The sequence below is a fragment of the Ferrimicrobium acidiphilum DSM 19497 genome (assembly GCF_000949255.1).
GTDB classification, from domain to species: domain Bacteria; phylum Actinomycetota; class Acidimicrobiia; order Acidimicrobiales; family Acidimicrobiaceae; genus Ferrimicrobium; species Ferrimicrobium acidiphilum.
In genome coordinates this window covers 78,112-93,861 of the sequence record NZ_JXUW01000007.1, presented here as the reverse complement: position 1 = coordinate 93,861, position 15,750 = coordinate 78,112, and the positions used below count along the sequence as shown (strand labels likewise).

At 54.8% G+C, this 15,750-nt stretch carries 9 protein-coding genes; 6 read left to right on the top strand and 3 right to left on the bottom strand.

Features of this window, described 5'->3' with window-relative positions; all coding sequences use genetic code 11:
• Window positions 1-72: 72 nt before the first annotated feature.
• The gene (locus tag FEAC_RS05290) at window positions 73-1,425 is read left to right on the top strand and encodes a D-alanyl-D-alanine carboxypeptidase family protein (protein WP_081900998.1); all 1,353 of its coding nucleotides are present in this window, start codon (window positions 73-75) and stop codon (window positions 1,423-1,425) included.
• A gap of 244 nt (window positions 1,426-1,669) precedes the next feature.
• On the opposite strand, the gene FEAC_RS05285 is transcribed toward FEAC_RS05290, so the two are convergent.
• Both FEAC_RS05285 and FEAC_RS05280 read right to left on the bottom strand, forming a co-directional pair.
• Window positions 1,670-2,260 carry an HD-GYP domain-containing protein gene (locus FEAC_RS05285; RefSeq protein ID WP_152623098.1) on the bottom strand — a complete coding sequence of 197 codons (591 nt, stop codon included), beginning with the start codon at window positions 2,258-2,260 and terminating at the stop codon, window positions 1,670-1,672.
• Between the two features lie 342 nt (window positions 2,261-2,602).
• Window positions 2,603-3,331 (bottom strand): fatty acid desaturase, encoded by a 729-nt coding sequence (locus tag FEAC_RS05280; RefSeq protein ID WP_052565681.1) that lies wholly within the window; start codon window positions 3,329-3,331, stop codon window positions 2,603-2,605.
• A 368-nt stretch (window positions 3,332-3,699) separates the two neighbouring features.
• Here FEAC_RS05280 and FEAC_RS05275 point away from each other — a divergent pair, with 368 nt between their 5' ends.
• A complete protein-coding gene (locus FEAC_RS05275; RefSeq protein ID WP_081901000.1) occupies window positions 3,700-4,953 on the top strand; it encodes an MFS transporter in 1,254 nt (417 codons plus the stop codon).
• Window positions 4,954-5,074: 121 nt separating this feature from the next.
• On the opposite strand, the gene FEAC_RS05270 is transcribed toward FEAC_RS05275, so the two are convergent.
• Window positions 5,075-9,121 (bottom strand): DEAD/DEAH box helicase, encoded by a 4,047-nt coding sequence (locus FEAC_RS05270; protein ID WP_052565675.1) that lies wholly within the window; start codon window positions 9,119-9,121, stop codon window positions 5,075-5,077.
• A 1,155-nt stretch (window positions 9,122-10,276) separates the two neighbouring features.
• On the opposite strand from FEAC_RS05270, the gene FEAC_RS05265 reads away from it, so the two are divergent.
• The 4 genes from FEAC_RS05265 to FEAC_RS05255 all read left to right on the top strand — a co-directional run bounded on the left by FEAC_RS05265 (window position 10,277) and on the right by FEAC_RS05255 (window position 15,685).
• Window positions 10,277-11,074, top strand: coding sequence for an SDR family NAD(P)-dependent oxidoreductase (locus FEAC_RS05265; protein ID WP_035388857.1), 798 nt, complete (start codon window positions 10,277-10,279; stop codon window positions 11,072-11,074).
• A 975-nt stretch (window positions 11,075-12,049) separates the two neighbouring features.
• Complete coding sequence (locus FEAC_RS05260) at window positions 12,050-13,102, top strand: lysylphosphatidylglycerol synthase transmembrane domain-containing protein (protein ID WP_035388858.1); 1,053 nt, start codon at window positions 12,050-12,052, stop codon at window positions 13,100-13,102.
• Window positions 13,103-13,729: 627 nt separating this feature from the next.
• On the top strand, window positions 13,730-14,326 hold the full coding sequence (locus FEAC_RS15795; RefSeq protein ID WP_201773853.1) for a hypothetical protein: 597 nt from the start codon (window positions 13,730-13,732) through the stop codon (window positions 14,324-14,326).
• A gap of 12 nt (window positions 14,327-14,338) precedes the next feature.
• Complete coding sequence (locus tag FEAC_RS05255; RefSeq protein WP_201773852.1) at window positions 14,339-15,685, top strand: alpha/beta hydrolase family protein; 1,347 nt, start codon at window positions 14,339-14,341, stop codon at window positions 15,683-15,685.
• Window positions 15,686-15,750 lie beyond the last annotated feature (65 nt).

Here is a 15,750-nt window from a genome sequence, read left to right as displayed (position 1 = left end):
ACCTTGACGAATCGAACTCTAGTCATCTGAGCCACGACAACCACTTACGTTTTGGTCTATCTAGGCAGCGACATGGACTTAGCCAACATCGAAAAACCAAAATATACCTCCAAACTTCCATCTTTGGAGTGCAATGGCCACTACCGTCAACTAGGCGCTAGCCTGGTGTCCCACATGCACGTATCTCTATCTCGACGAAGGCGACGTACTCTGCCAGCTACACTGGCGCTTGGATGCGTGCTTATCTCAGTTGTGATGGTGAATGCTAGGCTGCGCTCCCCGTTGCCAACGCTCAGGGTCAGCTCACACACCCCAGCGACAATAGTCGCTCGCGGTTCCCTACCTCGATTGCCCTGGCCCGCCCAAGGTGAAGCTGCCGTCGCCATCCCCTCAATCTCCACGGCTGCAGTTGCATCAACCCTCAAACAACGTGCGGTACCAATTGCCAGTCTCGCCAAACTGATGACCGCCTATCTCGTCTTGAAACACCTCCCTCTCGTCATCGGTTCACAAGGGCCGGTCATTACCATCTCGGCAGCGGATGAACAGCAGTACTATAACGATGTGGCCCAGGACCAGTCGTCGGTACAGGTCACCGCAGGCGAGCATCTGACCGAGTATCAGCTGCTTCAAGCGCTCCTCACCCGCTCTGCAAACAACGTTGCACAGCTGCTCGCCACCTGGGTAGCGGGTTCCGAGGCTGCGTTCGTAAGCCAAATGAACCAAACTGCAACTCGGATCGGTCTCACGGATACTCACTTCGCCGATGCCAGCGGTTTTAGCTCAGCGACCAAAGCCACCGCCAAGGCGATCGCGACGATTGCGGCGATTGACATGCGTAACCCAGTGTTTGATCGGATCGTTAATGAGCACACGGTGACCCTTCCGTTGGTGGGTACCCTCCCCAACATCGTTGCTCGGATTGGGACCGCCAATGTCGTCGGGATCAAATCGGGCTACACGATATGGTCTGGAGGGTGCGCCGCCATTGCAACCCAAGAACCTACCAAGGTCGGCAAGATCGAGGCCGTCGCCGTCGTTCTTGACCAACAAGGACCCGCATCGCTCCACCATGCTGCCAGTATCGCCGAGCGTCTCGCCAACGAAGCAAGCTTAGGAGTGATTCGAGCCACAGTAGCAAGGTCACATCAGTCGATCGGGTCTCTAAAGGTCCCGTGGGCGACAAGCACGCAGCCAGCAAGCAACCTGATACTGAGCCATGCACTTACCGCGAACCTATGGCCAGGGCAGAAGGTCACCTACAAACTCCATCTAATAGCTGCAAGCGCCTTGATTGGCACCGCACCGGGAACCGTCGCAGGGTATCTCCAGGTCCAATGGCCTCTGCATAACGAGAGAATCAGCGTGGTCACCACCGAGCGCATCCAAGCGCCAAGTGACTGGTGGCGGCTCGTACACGCATAGGCGTGCACGGCCGCAGTCAACATTTCAGGTCTCAGAACTCCTGCACCACAGAGAGTAAACGTTGATGTCTGGTGCTGATGAGTGGATGCGGCCTTCTCACTTACGAAGTGGACCTGGTACAAGCGGACGTCGGGGTGGATTCGCTGGCCATCAGAATATCGTTCCAAGTGCGGTGCATCGCCTCGCTTGGCATGGCTATGTATTAACAGACACTTCAACTGGACAAGTGATACCGGAAGTGGCTCTATGGACGAAGAAGATCCAACATTGCAGCAACAACCTTTGGATCAAACTCCGTTCCTGCGTGATCCTCTACGTAGCCGAGCGCCGCGTCTGGAGTGTATTTCCAATTCCGATAGGCCCGTGTGTTGGTCAATGCGTCATACACATCCGCAACGGCGAGTACTCGTCCGAGCATGGGTATCTCCTCGCCGGCAAGACCGTCCGGGTAGCCCGTCCCATCCCAGCGCTCATGATGGGACCCGATGCCTACCGCAACAGGGGCAAGGTCTGGCGAGATGCCTAATAATATCTCGGCCCCTATCCGGGAGTGACACTCCATTTCGATCCGTTCATCTGCGGTAAGCGAGCCAGTCTTGTGCAGGACTGCGAGCCTAATCGCCAGCTTGCCAAGATCATGAACGATGCCTGCCTGTACGATGAGCGTGCGGTCAAGACGATCGAGATCGAGCCGGATGGCGAGCCGTCCGGCTAGGGTGCCAGTCCGCACAGAGTGGTTTGCGGTCGCCTCGTCGTAGTGGCATAGAGCCCGATTCAGTGCTTCAACAATGGAACTTCGATAGGATTCGCCCTCATCCAGCTCGCTATAGTTCATCGCCCAGAATTCCCGCACCGTGCACCGGCATCTAAATAGCTCCAATCGACAAGCAAATGCCCCTTCTCATTCTCCCATTGGAGTGGAGTGCAAAAAGTGAGTGCAGCGGTGGACATGACAGTGATGGAGCCGAAGGAACAAGAACCCAATAAATCTCTTGGTGTTCAACTATTCGACGCATCGCTGGGCATATCAACTTTTATCGAGGTGGGGTATCTGTCTGAATGAATAGAGAGCTACTCGAGGGGCAGGTGCAGCTCGGTTGTTGGGGGTCGAGACAACTGCGGTAGACGGTAGGCGCGGATCCACCGACACCCCACGAAAGAGCGGCAACTCGCCTCATTATGCTACCTTGCGTTTTAGCGTTCTAACTGAGGCTAAATGCAACATCTCAAGTGACCGGATCACATACCAGCCCAGATCGATTTGTGGAACCACAAAGGCAAGGTTTGCAGCCGTCGGCAGTTCGTGGTGATTGTTATGCAATCCTTCGCCAAAAGTCAACAGAGCAAGCCACTGGTTGTTGGTAGCAAAGTTATCGAATGGCCGCTTGCCAAAACGATGGCCAATCGCATTTACAGCAGCGCTGAGTCCAAGATAAAGAACGAGATGAATCAGCGCAACAACAATAGCTAGTTCAACACCAAACAATCCGATCAGGATACCAATGCCGAGGCCCAGGCCGAGGTATGAGTGTGAGAACAACCACCGGTCCCAGCGATCCGGGGGAAGATCCTTGGTGTAACGCTGAATGGCTTCCCGATTTTTAGCAGCTCGACGGTAGTAGAAAAGGTTCAGGAGCTGGATTTTCCAATAGCTTTCTACGATAGGTGAGTGCGGATCCCCGAGGACATCGGTGTGGGCATGGTGCAAGCGATGCACTCCAACCCACTCGCGGCGTTGTATCCCAGTGGTGAGCCACAGAAGCATGCGAACTACAAACTCCACCGGTGGTGATAACTTCAAGGACTTATGTGACAGCGATCTGTGAAGGTAGACGGTTGTCAAAAGAATCGAAAGTTGAGTAATAAAAACGGCGAAGATGACTGCAAATAGCACGCTATTTAGCATACTTGGTCCCCCCATCACACTACCGGCCACTTACTTAGATATTCTCACACAATCCGTGTAGATGGCCAAAAATATGCATGGTAGATACAAGTGCTTTTATGAGTTTCAGCGTGGCTCTTCTTGAGATTTTTAGGATCCTACTATGCGGTCACCAGTTGCGTGCGAAAGACACGGTAAGCTCGGTCGCCAATAGATGGGCAGACCACAGGATGCGAGAGTAGCTGACCTGCGGCCATTGGCATCGCCGCCATACTCATGAAAGCGAAAGGTATTCGACAGCGACACGACAATGATAGCTTGCGCCTCTAGCTGTCGGCTTGGCTAGGTTGTAGCTTAGGAAAGATGATAAAAACTAGGAAACCTTCATAATGAACGAGAATGCAGACACCTCCTCCATGTCAGATCATGCTGCTTGGTTCCTGTTGGTCGCCAGGGCACTGCGCGAGGTGGGATTCGGAGTAGTTGCTATTATCCTGCCGCTCTATTGGCACGAGCAACACATCTCGGCGTTTGAGATTGGAGCGCTCTTTACTGTTGCGCTGCTCGGATCGTCGTTGATATCGATGTGGATAGGTCGCTACGTTGATCGCTTTGGTCGACGACGCCTTCTCCTACTCAGCTCGTTTTTATGGCTCCTTGCAGCTCCATTTCTTCTCATCACCAAAGAACCGTTCGCGCTCGGAGTAATCATCATTCTCGGCAGCATCTCCCCGACCGGCAAAGAGGTGGGCCTCTTCCTCGGCATAGAGCAGGCGATGCTCTCTAGGCTGGCTACTGGGCATGCTCGCACCAAGACCTACGCCTGGTTCACCCTGGTAGGCTACGTTGCAACCGCCGCAGGGGCTCTAATCGCGGCCTCCCTTGGCTTTGGGCTTGGGCATGCATCCGAGATCTCAGCGGGTCTCTTTCGCGTCATCATCCTCTCGTACAGTGCCATCGCGCTGGTACAGCTCATCCTCTACTCGCTGGTACCACAGTCAGTCGAACAGGTATATATCCCAACAGGTTCCGAAGAACCAACTCATCGGCACCGTCCGACCCCAGAGGTTCGCAAGGTGGTACGCACCCTTACAGCCCTTTTCGCTGTCGATGCTTTTGGCAGCGGTCTGATCGTACAGGGGCTCTTGGTCTATTGGTTCAGGGTCAAGTTTGGGTTCGATCTCGCCCAGATCGGTCTCCTATTCTTTGGTACCAACCTGTTTTCAGCCCTTTCGTCGTTAGTCGCCGCTTGGGTATCAAAGCGTTTCGGCCTATTGAATACGATGGTCTTCACCCACCTGCCCTCCAACATCCTGTTAGCGCTAGTGCCCTTTGCTCCATCGGGTTTCCTGGCCGCCATCGTCCTACTCGTGCGGCATATGCTCTCCCAGATGGACGTCCCGACTCGGCAGGCCTACACCATGGCGATTGTGGACGCCGAGGATCGCGGATACCTTGCCACAACTACCAATGGCGCGCGGAGTCTCGGAACCGGAGCTTCTCCACTAATTGCTGGTGTTTTTCTCTCTAACGTATCGCTGTTCGCATACCCATTCGTGATTGCAGGTGGCCTCAAAGCAGCCTATGACCTGATTATCTTCACCATCTTTCGCAAGGTTCCCACTCCCTACACCGACACCTAAAAACTCTGGAACAGCGCTTCGCAAGCCGACCATCTACGCCGCTATCTTGACGACTGAATCAAGATCGAGTATCTGACGAAGACTCGAGCCGATCCCATCACCAGAGATGCCAAACAAGATCCTATTTTTGATACATTAGATCAATAAGATCGCGAGCAGACGGAAGAGCTCCCATCGATCCATCGTCACCCAACACCCCCTCGGCCAGCGCTAGCTTCGAAGCATGGAGTTGGGTAATAGTCTCCTCAATCGTCCCATGGGCAATGAGTCGATAGGAGGTGACCGGGCGGCTCTGGCCAATGCGATGGGCACGTCCGAGGGCCTGCTCCTCGACGGCCGGATTCCACCAAGGATCTGCAATAATCACGTAGTCGGCTGCCGTTAGGTTCAAGCCAACACCACCGGCTTTGATGCTGATCAGAAAGAAGTTGGAGGCTCCTGACTGAAAGCTCTCCACCTCACGCGCTCGTTGCTTTGCCGGGGTCGAACCGTCTAAGTATTGATAGCGAAAGCCTGCCTGGTCGAAGGCTCCACGTACCAACGCAAGAAAATCGACGAACTGCGAGAATACCAGTGCCTGATGTCCGTTATCCTGGATTTCACTCGCCAACTCCAAAAGAGCCTCTATTTTAGATCCTGCGCTATCAACCTTTGGTTCGACGAGCCGAGTATCGCAAGCAGCTCGACGAAGACGAGTGAGCTCCGCTAAAATGTGGAAGCTCGCTTGGGCCTGGTCACGCTCGAGCGCCAGTTCCGCCGCATCGATCGCTCGCAGCCGCATCGCCTCGTAGTAATGTGCTTCGTCTTCGCGTGGCTCAACCATGAGCGTCAGCTCAGTCCTCTGTGGGAGGTCAGTCAACACGTCGGTCTTTAACCTTCGAAGAATGAAGGGGCCAACAATCTTTCTCAACCGTCGACGGGCATGCTTGTCCTTATCGCGTTCCACCGGTGTCACAAACCGTCTACCAAACTGTGCAGGCGTGCCAAGGAGACCCGGGTTCAAAAAACTTAGGATCGAATAGAGCTCGGTTAGATGATTCTCTATCGGAGTACCAGAGAGCGCGAGCTTAAACTCTGCATCGATACCCCCGAGGGCTTGAGTACGTTTAGCCGCGATGTTCTTGATCGCCTGAGCTTCGTCGGCGATAAGCGTCCGCCACCGACGCGAAGCGAGTAACTCCTCATCTTGGATCAACACGCTGTAGGACACGATCAAGATATCATGGCCAGTCGCCTCGACCACCGCACGTGATCTATCTACTTGGCTATAGTTGATCGGGTTGAGAGTTGGTGCGAAGCGAAGCGTCTCCTTGATCCAGTTATCGACGACTGAGGTCGGGCAGACGACCAGTGCTGGGTCACCATCTGACCGCACACGCGCTAGCGTCACCGCCAGCGCCTGGAGCGTCTTGCCTAAGCCCATATCATCGGCCAGACAGGCCCCGAATCCTGCCTCGGCAAGCCGCATAGCCCACACGAATCCCTCGTGTTGGTACGGTCGCAACTCGGCCTCGAGTGTCGGTGGCAGCATTGGGATCAGCTTCTCCGCCTCTCGCAAACGCTCAATCAATTCAGCAACGCTGGTGTCAAAGGTTGCCTTCGCCCCATCGGCGATCTCTAGCAACGCGCCAACCGCCAGCTTGGACGCCTTCACCTCCTTACCAGAGCTGTCGGTAACGGCGGCAAGTTCGAGCACCCGCTCCTTCAGTGCACCGGTCAGGGCAAGGTACTGCCCCTCCTTTAGAGTCACGAACTTTGCGCCACGAGTGGCTGCGGTGATCAACTCTTTGATGGCCAGCACCTTATCATTGTCGAGCTGAACTCCCCCTCTGATCGCCAACCAATCCTGCTGGCTGGATATTGAGACTCGTAAAGCACTCAAACCAGGAGAAAATACCTGAATCGCCTTGCCCTTGGGCCAGTCAAGCTCGAGTTCGTCAAGGAATGCGTTTAATGTCTCGAGCGCATCGAGTGCCTCATCTGCGCTCAGAAACTCGATCTCAGATGCTATGTCATTGCGCGTAACCCCGAGCGCCTCAGTCACTCTCTCGGCCAACTCAGCCTCCCAGTCGAGATCGCGAGTCGCCGCTATAGTCTCTGAGTCGATCCTCGCCACCACTTTGGCACGCCCAACGCCAGGAACGAGCCTAGGGCCATAAGATCCAAGTGGGGCAGAGACGAGGCGCATGCTGATGCCCTCGTTCTGTGGTTTGAGTTCGCAACGTAGCTTAGGTGCTGCATCAACGAGTCTTCCAGCAACGACCTCATCAGACTGGATCTCAAAATGGGCGCTTAGCGCTGCCAACATCCCATCGACATCCCCTCCTGCCTCACGCGGAAGTTGAAACCGCTTCCCCATCAGCTGAATCGCCTGTCGCTGTGCCCTGGAGAGCCGGATCACCACAAGTCGTGCCGGCGACTCGACTATGACACGCAAAACCTCGGCATCGGGAGCACGACCCCACATAGTCGCGTTTGCCTGATCGACAAGGTCTGCGAGTGTTGGCGGCTCTACTCTGACCTCGAACCCAGCATCGGTCTGTACGACTACGATCTCAGGGCGCCCCTCGACTACCTCTATGAATCGTTCTGGATCGGTACTCAAAACCACCCTGGGATGTCCGATTAGGCTCATCATGGCGGCTCCCAAATCCAAGTCATAGCCGCCACTTCGTCCACCTGACAGCTTTCGAATCGAGCGCAGCACTCGGGCATCCTCACCAGGAAGGTCGCTGTCGGCCACTAGTCGTGCCAAACTCACCGCCTTGGGCTTTCCCCACCCTCGGACTCCCCTGACTTGCAGGGAGGGTTCGACAGAACGAAGGTGTCCACTCCCGGTTTGGTGGATAATCCAGACGTAACGGCTCTCGCGCTCAGGAGTGGAGTCATCGAGAGCTCTCAAAGAATCGAGGACAAGTCGCCAGTGAGGCAGCTGGGATCCAACGAAGAAAGGTGATGAGTCCTCTGCACCGGTAGCGTGTGCGAACGCGGTCGAGGCGAGCTCCTCCAGCCTGCTAAAACCACACGAAGCGAAAACCAGCTGCGCCCTCTCGTGGGTCGTCTCGAGCTGCGACGTCTTCTGCTGTAGCGCTTCGAACTCGGGAGCTAACCAGTTGATCAGTAACAGGTCAAAGAGTGCATCCAACCCTCGAACATAGGGTTGAACAAAGACTGCTGGATCTAGACCTTCTCTCCCAAGTCGTACGCGGATCGCATGCACCCACTTGCCAAAGAGCGAAAAACGTGGCGGATTCTTGGAGTGTGAACTTGCCACACAATATTTGAGTGCTTGTTCGAGATCGGCAACGCTACCAGAGGCGAGCAATGCCATCGGATACCAAAACTCGGTCACCGGATACATCGGAGCAAATCGGGTGCGTGTTGCCTTGGAGAACTCAGTTACCGCACGAGCATAGACCTTGGCACCGACCTCGTACTCTCCCTTCTGTATCAGCGTGAGAGCATCAATAAACGGCGCAAAGATACCCCACTCATCATCGGCATAGGCTCGAGCACCATAATTGTCGCCTCTAAGGAACAGTATCTGCGCGAGTGCAAACCGAATTTCAGCATCTGCCACCTCACCCTCTAGCAAGGCATCCACCATATCCAGGATGGATGCATCGAAGTCCCAGAGGTGACTAGCCAGAGCCTGGCCTGCGACCAGGTCTCGCCAGTTGGGCATGAGGTACCCGAAGAGACGTCGATCGAAGCGATCGAAGAATGCCTCCCGAAACTCATCACTCTCCTCGCCGCCCTTTGAGGAGTGAAAGTGTTCGCTCGTTGGGCGGTTGCCTTGCATAGCATTTAGTCGCAGCCTGCCAACCTCCAGGTACCTATCCATCGCGTAGGCTCGATAACCCGCACTCCGCAATACTCCGACTAGCTCTGAATGATGGATGGTGTCGAGAAGCTGAAAATATAGATCGTTGCCAAATGCACCGTTGATTTTTGCGTATCCAGCCACTCGATCAGAGACAAGAAGTCCCGCCGCTTCGAGTTCGGCCCATGCAGCATCGGACTTGACTTTGGTGATTGGGCCATCGAGAATTCCAACGCGGACCATCGAATCAAGGACCTCATAGCTCAGCTTTTTTGTGGTCAACCCCCACTGGAGCGCCATCGCTTTGGCCAAGCTCGTCGCAGTATCTGATATCAGTTGGAGCACCTCCTTTATGAGACGCTAGTTTCCTGTTTCTCCGTCACTGCATGCTAGCAGTGGCACCAGGTCAAAGCCCTAGCGCCGCGTCCAAGCTACACGGGGTTAAATGTTGTGGCCACAACGAAACAGACGTCCCGACTGGGTTAAGGGCAGTCGCTGCCACGCATTGTGCAACGGTTGTCAATAGGAGACCCCCGCGTGTTCTCTGGCAGCCGAGACGCCTCACGGATTGGTTATGCAGAACACCCTGCATCGAAGGCGATGGCAGCAACGGCGCCTGAGGTGGTTGGACTACAGCCCGGATAGCATGATTGGTTCACGTCGGAGGGACTAAGCCGGTATGACTAGCCGCAATGGCCTATCCCACTGGTAGTCGGAAGGCCATGGCAACGAGATATCGACGTCACCCGATCGCCAATGGATGATCTAGTGCAACGCCAATATCAGAGCGTCGATGTATAGTAGGTTCACAAGCGAAATGGAGTTTAACCATGGGATTTTTATCCAGGGCGTTCGTTCCAAGAGGTGTCCGGCGTGCAGCCCACCCAGTGCGGACTACCAAAAACGCACTTACCCCTCGATCAGTCAAAAGCGTACGCAGAGCGCTGCATCCAATCGATAACACCACATATGCAATTACCCGTTCTCTGACCACTAAGAAGCGTCATGCCGGCGGCGCCACGACCACGGTCTACCATCACGGGAATTGCAGCATTAATCATCGGTCACAGGAGACGGCAGCGAAGTGTCGCCGCGATTTCTAGTTGCCATCAAGCTCCACCTCTCTTCGCCTCACACAGATTAAATCATTAGCTATGGTCGGTGGCGATGGTTAAGCGAAGTGTTGCCCACATTTCGCTGTAATGCTGGATGCTTATATATGAAGCAGGTGCTCGGTGTCTCAGATTCAAAAATTGCAACTTGTGCAGCTGTTCCACTATGCGAAACGAAAGGTTATCCAACCCAGGATCACCGATCCACAGCTATGCACTCGTGGGCACCAAATCTCGTCTCTAGCCAGCATCTCGTCATCTTGTAGTACCAACCTCTACATGCATATTGAACACCTGATCAGCCAATGCACTATAACCAAGTGCCTACCAACTACGTTGGCAGAAGGAGATCGTCCATCCGCCAACCGAAAAGGCAGGAGATGAGAGCATGGAAACAGAGCAAAGCATGAGTGGCCGAGTCGCACTGGTTACAGGCGGTGGACGCGGTATTGGCGAAGCGATTTCGCTTTCCCTAGCCAACCTGGGTGTCACAGTAGCAGTTTGTGACATTCACGATGGTGCTGAGCGTGTAGTCGCCGACATTCGCTCGAAGGGCCAGCAGGCCAACGCCTATTTATGTGACATCTCGAACTCCGAAGAGACGTCGAGGTTACTCGACACGATCACCACCGACCTCGGACGGCTGGATATCCTGGTGAATAATGCCGGTGTAGGGGGAGCACACGGAAGACTGCACGAGATCGATGTCGATGACTGGGACAAGACTATCGGTGTTAATCTACGCGGTACCTTCCTAACTACAAAGTATGCGATGCCACATCTTCTGCACCAATCACCTTCGGCGATCATCAATATCGCCTCTACCTACGGCATTATCGGTGCACCATTTGCACCTGCCTACTGTGCCTCAAAGGGGGCCATTGTCAACCTAACCAGACAGCTAGCGGTCGATTACGGACCTCTCGGGGTTCGCGTGAACGCAGTTCTCCCCGGCTACATCGACACAGATCTCGGTGGGCGTCGGGCGAGCCTGCCAGCCGATCAAGCAGCTCAGATGCTGCAACGGCGGGAGGAGAGCGCGGCGCTTCAACCGCTAGGACGCCAAGCGACTACGACAGAAGTGGCCAGAGTGGTGGCTTTTCTTGCCTCCGACGATGCCTCGTTCATGACCGGTTCGATCGTTACAGTCGACGGCGGATGTACCACCACCTTCTACCACGGCTAGTCATCTTTAAAGCTCAATAACCATAGATGCAGCTCTCCAGGCTTCTAGATTCACCACCTTTAGCACCTGAGCACGAAAACCATCATGGGTCGCTTAGATCATTGGCTGAGGTCTCGTCGAATCGATTCACATGAGCTAACTCATCTGGAATCGCGCCCGACTTAACAAAGAGCGCCCTCGTCAGTCCACGTTCAAGCTCTTACAGAGGGCGGCGGTCAAAGAGCTGCCCCATGAGTTCGCCCCTATGCGCTCCAGTCCCAAGGCTCACCACGCTCCACCGAGCCTACTCCATGGTCTGGGAGCCGATCCAGAGGCCGATTAGCCGCTAGTAAGCCTGTGACAGCACATGCATCCGTGCAAGTACCTCAGGCCCAAAGCAAGAACAGACTTCACTGCCTGCAGGACGATCACACTAGGATGACAATTGCGGCGTAACAATGTATCAGGCTCCTCTTCAACTCCACCCACCAAATGACAGGATTAGTCGGCCGTGCGAAGCGATCGGGACATATTTTTTGTTGCCGTCGGTCCATCGCCTAGGCCTGTCGCGCCTGGAGATATAGGTTGGCCATGCACAACCCGGCGACACCCGTCATCACCGCGCTAGAGGTCGAAACTCAGTACCCACCTTGGTCGTCACCGATGATAGACATGCCTTCAAGCCAAAGATGACCAGATTATCGCCTTGCCACGAATGTCATCATCCCGATCCGCGAGTTTGGCAACACGGAGTTAGTGTCTGGCAATGAAGATTAGAAGACTAGCTCCAATCAAGAGGTTAGAGTCGTCTAAGCAGCCAGTTGCTGGCGTCCGAGTGGGTTCACGCCAAAGGACTAGCACCTACCCGGTATCTGGTTTACTGATGAACACCGACAGCTGCCCATTCGGCTTCGTTGGCGATCGTGCGACGACCTACTCCACCGACTACACAGAGGCATGTCCTTCAGAATCATGAAAAAGAGCTCCCCCAAACTTGTGCGTCAAGTTTTAGCAGTTTTAGGGCTTCTTGGCCTTGCACTCGTGTTGTTTGAGAATCGCAGCTCGCTTGGCCAATTTCTCCCACTTCTCACAAAGCTACGCTGGTACGTGCTCGCCTCTGTGGTCGTCATTCAGCTGGGAAGTTACTGGCTAAACGGTCTCTACTATCGCTCGATACTACGAATATTCAACTACGACGTCAACACGACGCGTCTTTTCGCGGGAGCTCTCGCAACTAACTTCGTAAACTACCTCGTCCCATCCGCCGGGCTCGCTGGTGCTGGTTATCTTTCCCAAGTACTTGCCCCGAAGGTGCCCCGAGGAGTGAGCGTTTTGGTCCAGCTGATGCGTTACGCCTTTAGTGCATTGGCAGTACTCCTCATGATGCCAGTTGGTTTCGTGCTTATCGACGCCGAAAGCGGGAAAAGTGGACACTCGCTGCTTCGGGTCACGCTGCTCTCGGCAATCGGTATCACAATCCTCGCCGTCGGCTTGGTGATTCTGGTGCAACATGAGCAACTTCTTAGGCGAGCTATCCACGCAGTTATGAAACAACTGAAGCGACTCTTCAGATCGCTCAACGAAGACAAGCTGATTAACTTTGTCGACCAATTCTACGTTGGCTATCACGCCATGACCAGCAACAAACGGCGAATGTTGCAGCCGTTTGGATGGTCGATACTTTACATCGTCGTAGAGATTGCGACCTTCTATATGGCCTTCCTCGCCTTCGGCAAAACGATTGATCCTGGCATCGCCGTCATGGCCTATCTCTTTGCCAACATCGTCAGCATCTTTGGAGGAGTGATCATCAGCACCGGAGTGTTTGAGTTGGGCATGGCGGGCACCCTGATCGCCCTGGGTGTCGACTTTCCCTTAGCGGTCGCCGTCACGACGGTATACCGAATCATGAACCTACTGATAGGACTGCCTCCTGGGTACGTCTTTTATCGTTATTTCCTCTCCAGCACTCACAGCCTCTCCCCGGATGCTCATGAGCCAGAAATTGAAGACGGGCAGATCGACTCGACACACCAAACGCCTCGGTGAATAGATCCACCCAATCCCAGCTGAAGATCCAACGGTAATCTTGGTCCAGATTGCAGCTACGCCCCGGGCCTGACCCAGCTCTCTCTTGACGCAAGGAGAATATGTAGATAATGTTGACCACTGTTTATCTACAAACATGGGTCCTAGGATGCCCTACACAGTCAAGGGCACATGCAACCATGAATCGTGGCTATCCTTCCAGTGATGCTGCCACAGTCAACCCTTGAGACACGACACCCGTTTTGTTCTCCAACAGCTCAGGAGATGAGTATTGCGATGGCAATCTCGAAGACGCCAGTATCTACACTTAAAACCATTCATGGAGGCACCTCTTCCACCGCCGGATTAGGAACCACGTTTGATACCCTCCACAACTCAACCATGTCGCTAGCCTGACATCGCCTCACAGCCGCGATGACCGATCTACGCATGCGCGGTGAAGTGGTAACTCAGCACGCCGGGATCGAAAGTTAGCCGAGATGGTGGAAAGAGATCTGGTTATCACAATGCACGCTGCGACCTCTGGCTCATTTTCGCTATGAGAGTGGACGGCCCCTTGAGCCCGGTCCACTTCGTACGCGATGTTGTAGTCAGATATAGTCGTAAGCTCGGGTTAGGGTAAACATCATGACCAAAATTGCACCCTATGGGACTTGGACCTCGAAGATCTCCGCCGAGATGCTCGCCAGCGACACGGTCCGGCTCGGATCTCTTAGCTCATTCGATGGTGCAACGTTACTATGGACCGAGGGGAGACCGCAGGAAAGCGGTCGAAGCGTCATTGTTCGGCGACATGCAGACGGCTCGACTACGGACGTCTTGTCAACGCCGTTCTCGGCGCGGACGCTGGCACATGAATATGGCGGTTCCTGTCACGTTGAACACAACGGTACCGTCTACTTCGCGAACTTCGACGACCAGAGGATCTATAGCGTCATCGCCCCACATCTCGAGCCAGTCCCAGTTACCCCAGAACCTCCGACACCAAGAGCATGGCGCTATGCAGATCTCATTGCCACCCAAGATGGCTCGGCTCTGATTGCAGTTCGAGAGCGACACGAGACAAGTGGCGAGGTCATTAACGAAATCGTACTCATCTCCCTCATCCAGAGTCTCGATCCAATCGTCCTTGTGCACGGGCACGACTTCTTTGCCTCGCCGACTCTCTCGCCGGATGGGAACAGGCTTTCGTGGATCTCCTGGGACCACCCACGAATGCCATAGGATGGCACTGAGTTGCACGAGGCCCGCCTACAGGGTAATCGCCTCGTTGACGAGAGCGTGATCTGTGGCGGAGTTGAAGAGTCGGTGCTTCAACCGCGATATCTCGACTCTGATACCTTACTTTATGTTTCCGATCGATCTGGGTGGTGGAACCTCTACTCCCATCAACGTGGCACGCACAAGCCACTCCTCCACATGGAGGCAGAGTTTGCCGTCCCGATGTGGACCTTTGGCATGAGCACCTATCAGCCAACTCCCGACGGATCCATCGTTGCGACCTGGTCGAAGCTCGGACACTCGTATCTTGGAGTGCTCACTCTCTCACAGGAGGGAGAGTGGACGCTACGGGAGATATCCACGCCTTGGACCTACCTCGGGGGTCTGACGCTCATCGGCCACAACCAGGTAGCGACGATCGCTGGCTCACCGACCGCTCCTCTAACAGTGACAATCATCGATCTAGGAAGCGGCGCAAGCGACATAGTGCGTCCCTCGCAAGCCTTGATCCTTGAACAAAATGCTATCGCGCAACCACAAGCCATCGAGTTCCCAACGAACGAGGGGCTCACCGCCCACGGGTTCTACTACCCACCAACAAATCCTGACTTCGCTGCTCCTGAGGAGACCTATCCCCCGCTCATCGTTCGAAGTCACGGGGGGCCAACCAGCCAAAGCCTTGCCGAATTCGACACCGATCTCCAGTATTGGACCTCGCGTGGTTTCGCAGTCGTCTCGGTCAACTACGGCGGCAGCACCGGATATGGGCGTCAATATCGGGAGCGTCTTAAGGGAGCCTGGGGAATCGTGGATCTCAACGACTGTGTCAACGCTGCACTCTACCTTGTCTCTCAGGGCCTCGCCGACGAGAACTCTCTCCTGATTCGAGGCGGGAGCGCAGGTGGCTACACGACACTGTGTGCACTCACCTTCCGCCAGACCTTTGCCGCCGGTGCTAGTTACTTTGGCGTCGGAGACCTTGGAGCACTTGCGCGCGACACCCATAAGTTCGAATCACGATATCTCGATGGACTGATTGGACCATACCCACAGCGCGAGGACCTCTACGAAGAACGATCTCCAATCTTTCACACGGATCTCCTTCGAACTCCAATGATTATCCTCCAAGGACTGGAGGATAAGGTAGTTCCACCTGAGCAGGCTGAAGCGATGGTGGAGGCTCTGCGTAGCAACGCGGTACCTTTTGCTTACCTACCATTCGAAGGGGAGCAGCACGGCTTCCGCAAAGCAGAGACCATCGTCCACTGTGCCGAGGCGGAACTGTCATTTTACGCTCAGATTCTCGGTCTCGACATCGGAGAATCCACGCCGAAGGTCCAGATAGAGAACGGGGCTTCCTAGTAGCGTGGGTCCGAACCACCTCCCAAATCCAGTGGCGGGGCCCCAAAATCTGCCCAAATTGGAGT

Excerpts from the sequence above, each read along its gene's own strand:
- FEAC_RS05265 (WP_035388857.1), top strand. The coding sequence starts at position 10,277 with ATGGAAACAGAGCAAAGCATGAGTGGCCGAGTCGCACTGGTTACAGGC.
- FEAC_RS05280 (WP_052565681.1), bottom strand. The coding sequence starts at position 3,331 with ATGCTAAATAGCGTGCTATTTGCAGTCATCTTCGCCGTTTTTATTACT.
- FEAC_RS05275 (WP_081901000.1), top strand. The coding sequence starts at position 3,700 with ATGAACGAGAATGCAGACACCTCCTCCATGTCAGATCATGCTGCTTGG.
- FEAC_RS15795 (WP_201773853.1), top strand. The coding sequence starts at position 13,730 with ATGACCAAAATTGCACCCTATGGGACTTGGACCTCGAAGATCTCCGCC.
- FEAC_RS05290 (WP_081900998.1), top strand. The coding sequence starts at position 73 with ATGGACTTAGCCAACATCGAAAAACCAAAATATACCTCCAAACTTCCA.
- FEAC_RS05285 (WP_152623098.1), bottom strand. The coding sequence starts at position 2,260 with ATGAACTATAGCGAGCTGGATGAGGGCGAATCCTATCGAAGTTCCATT.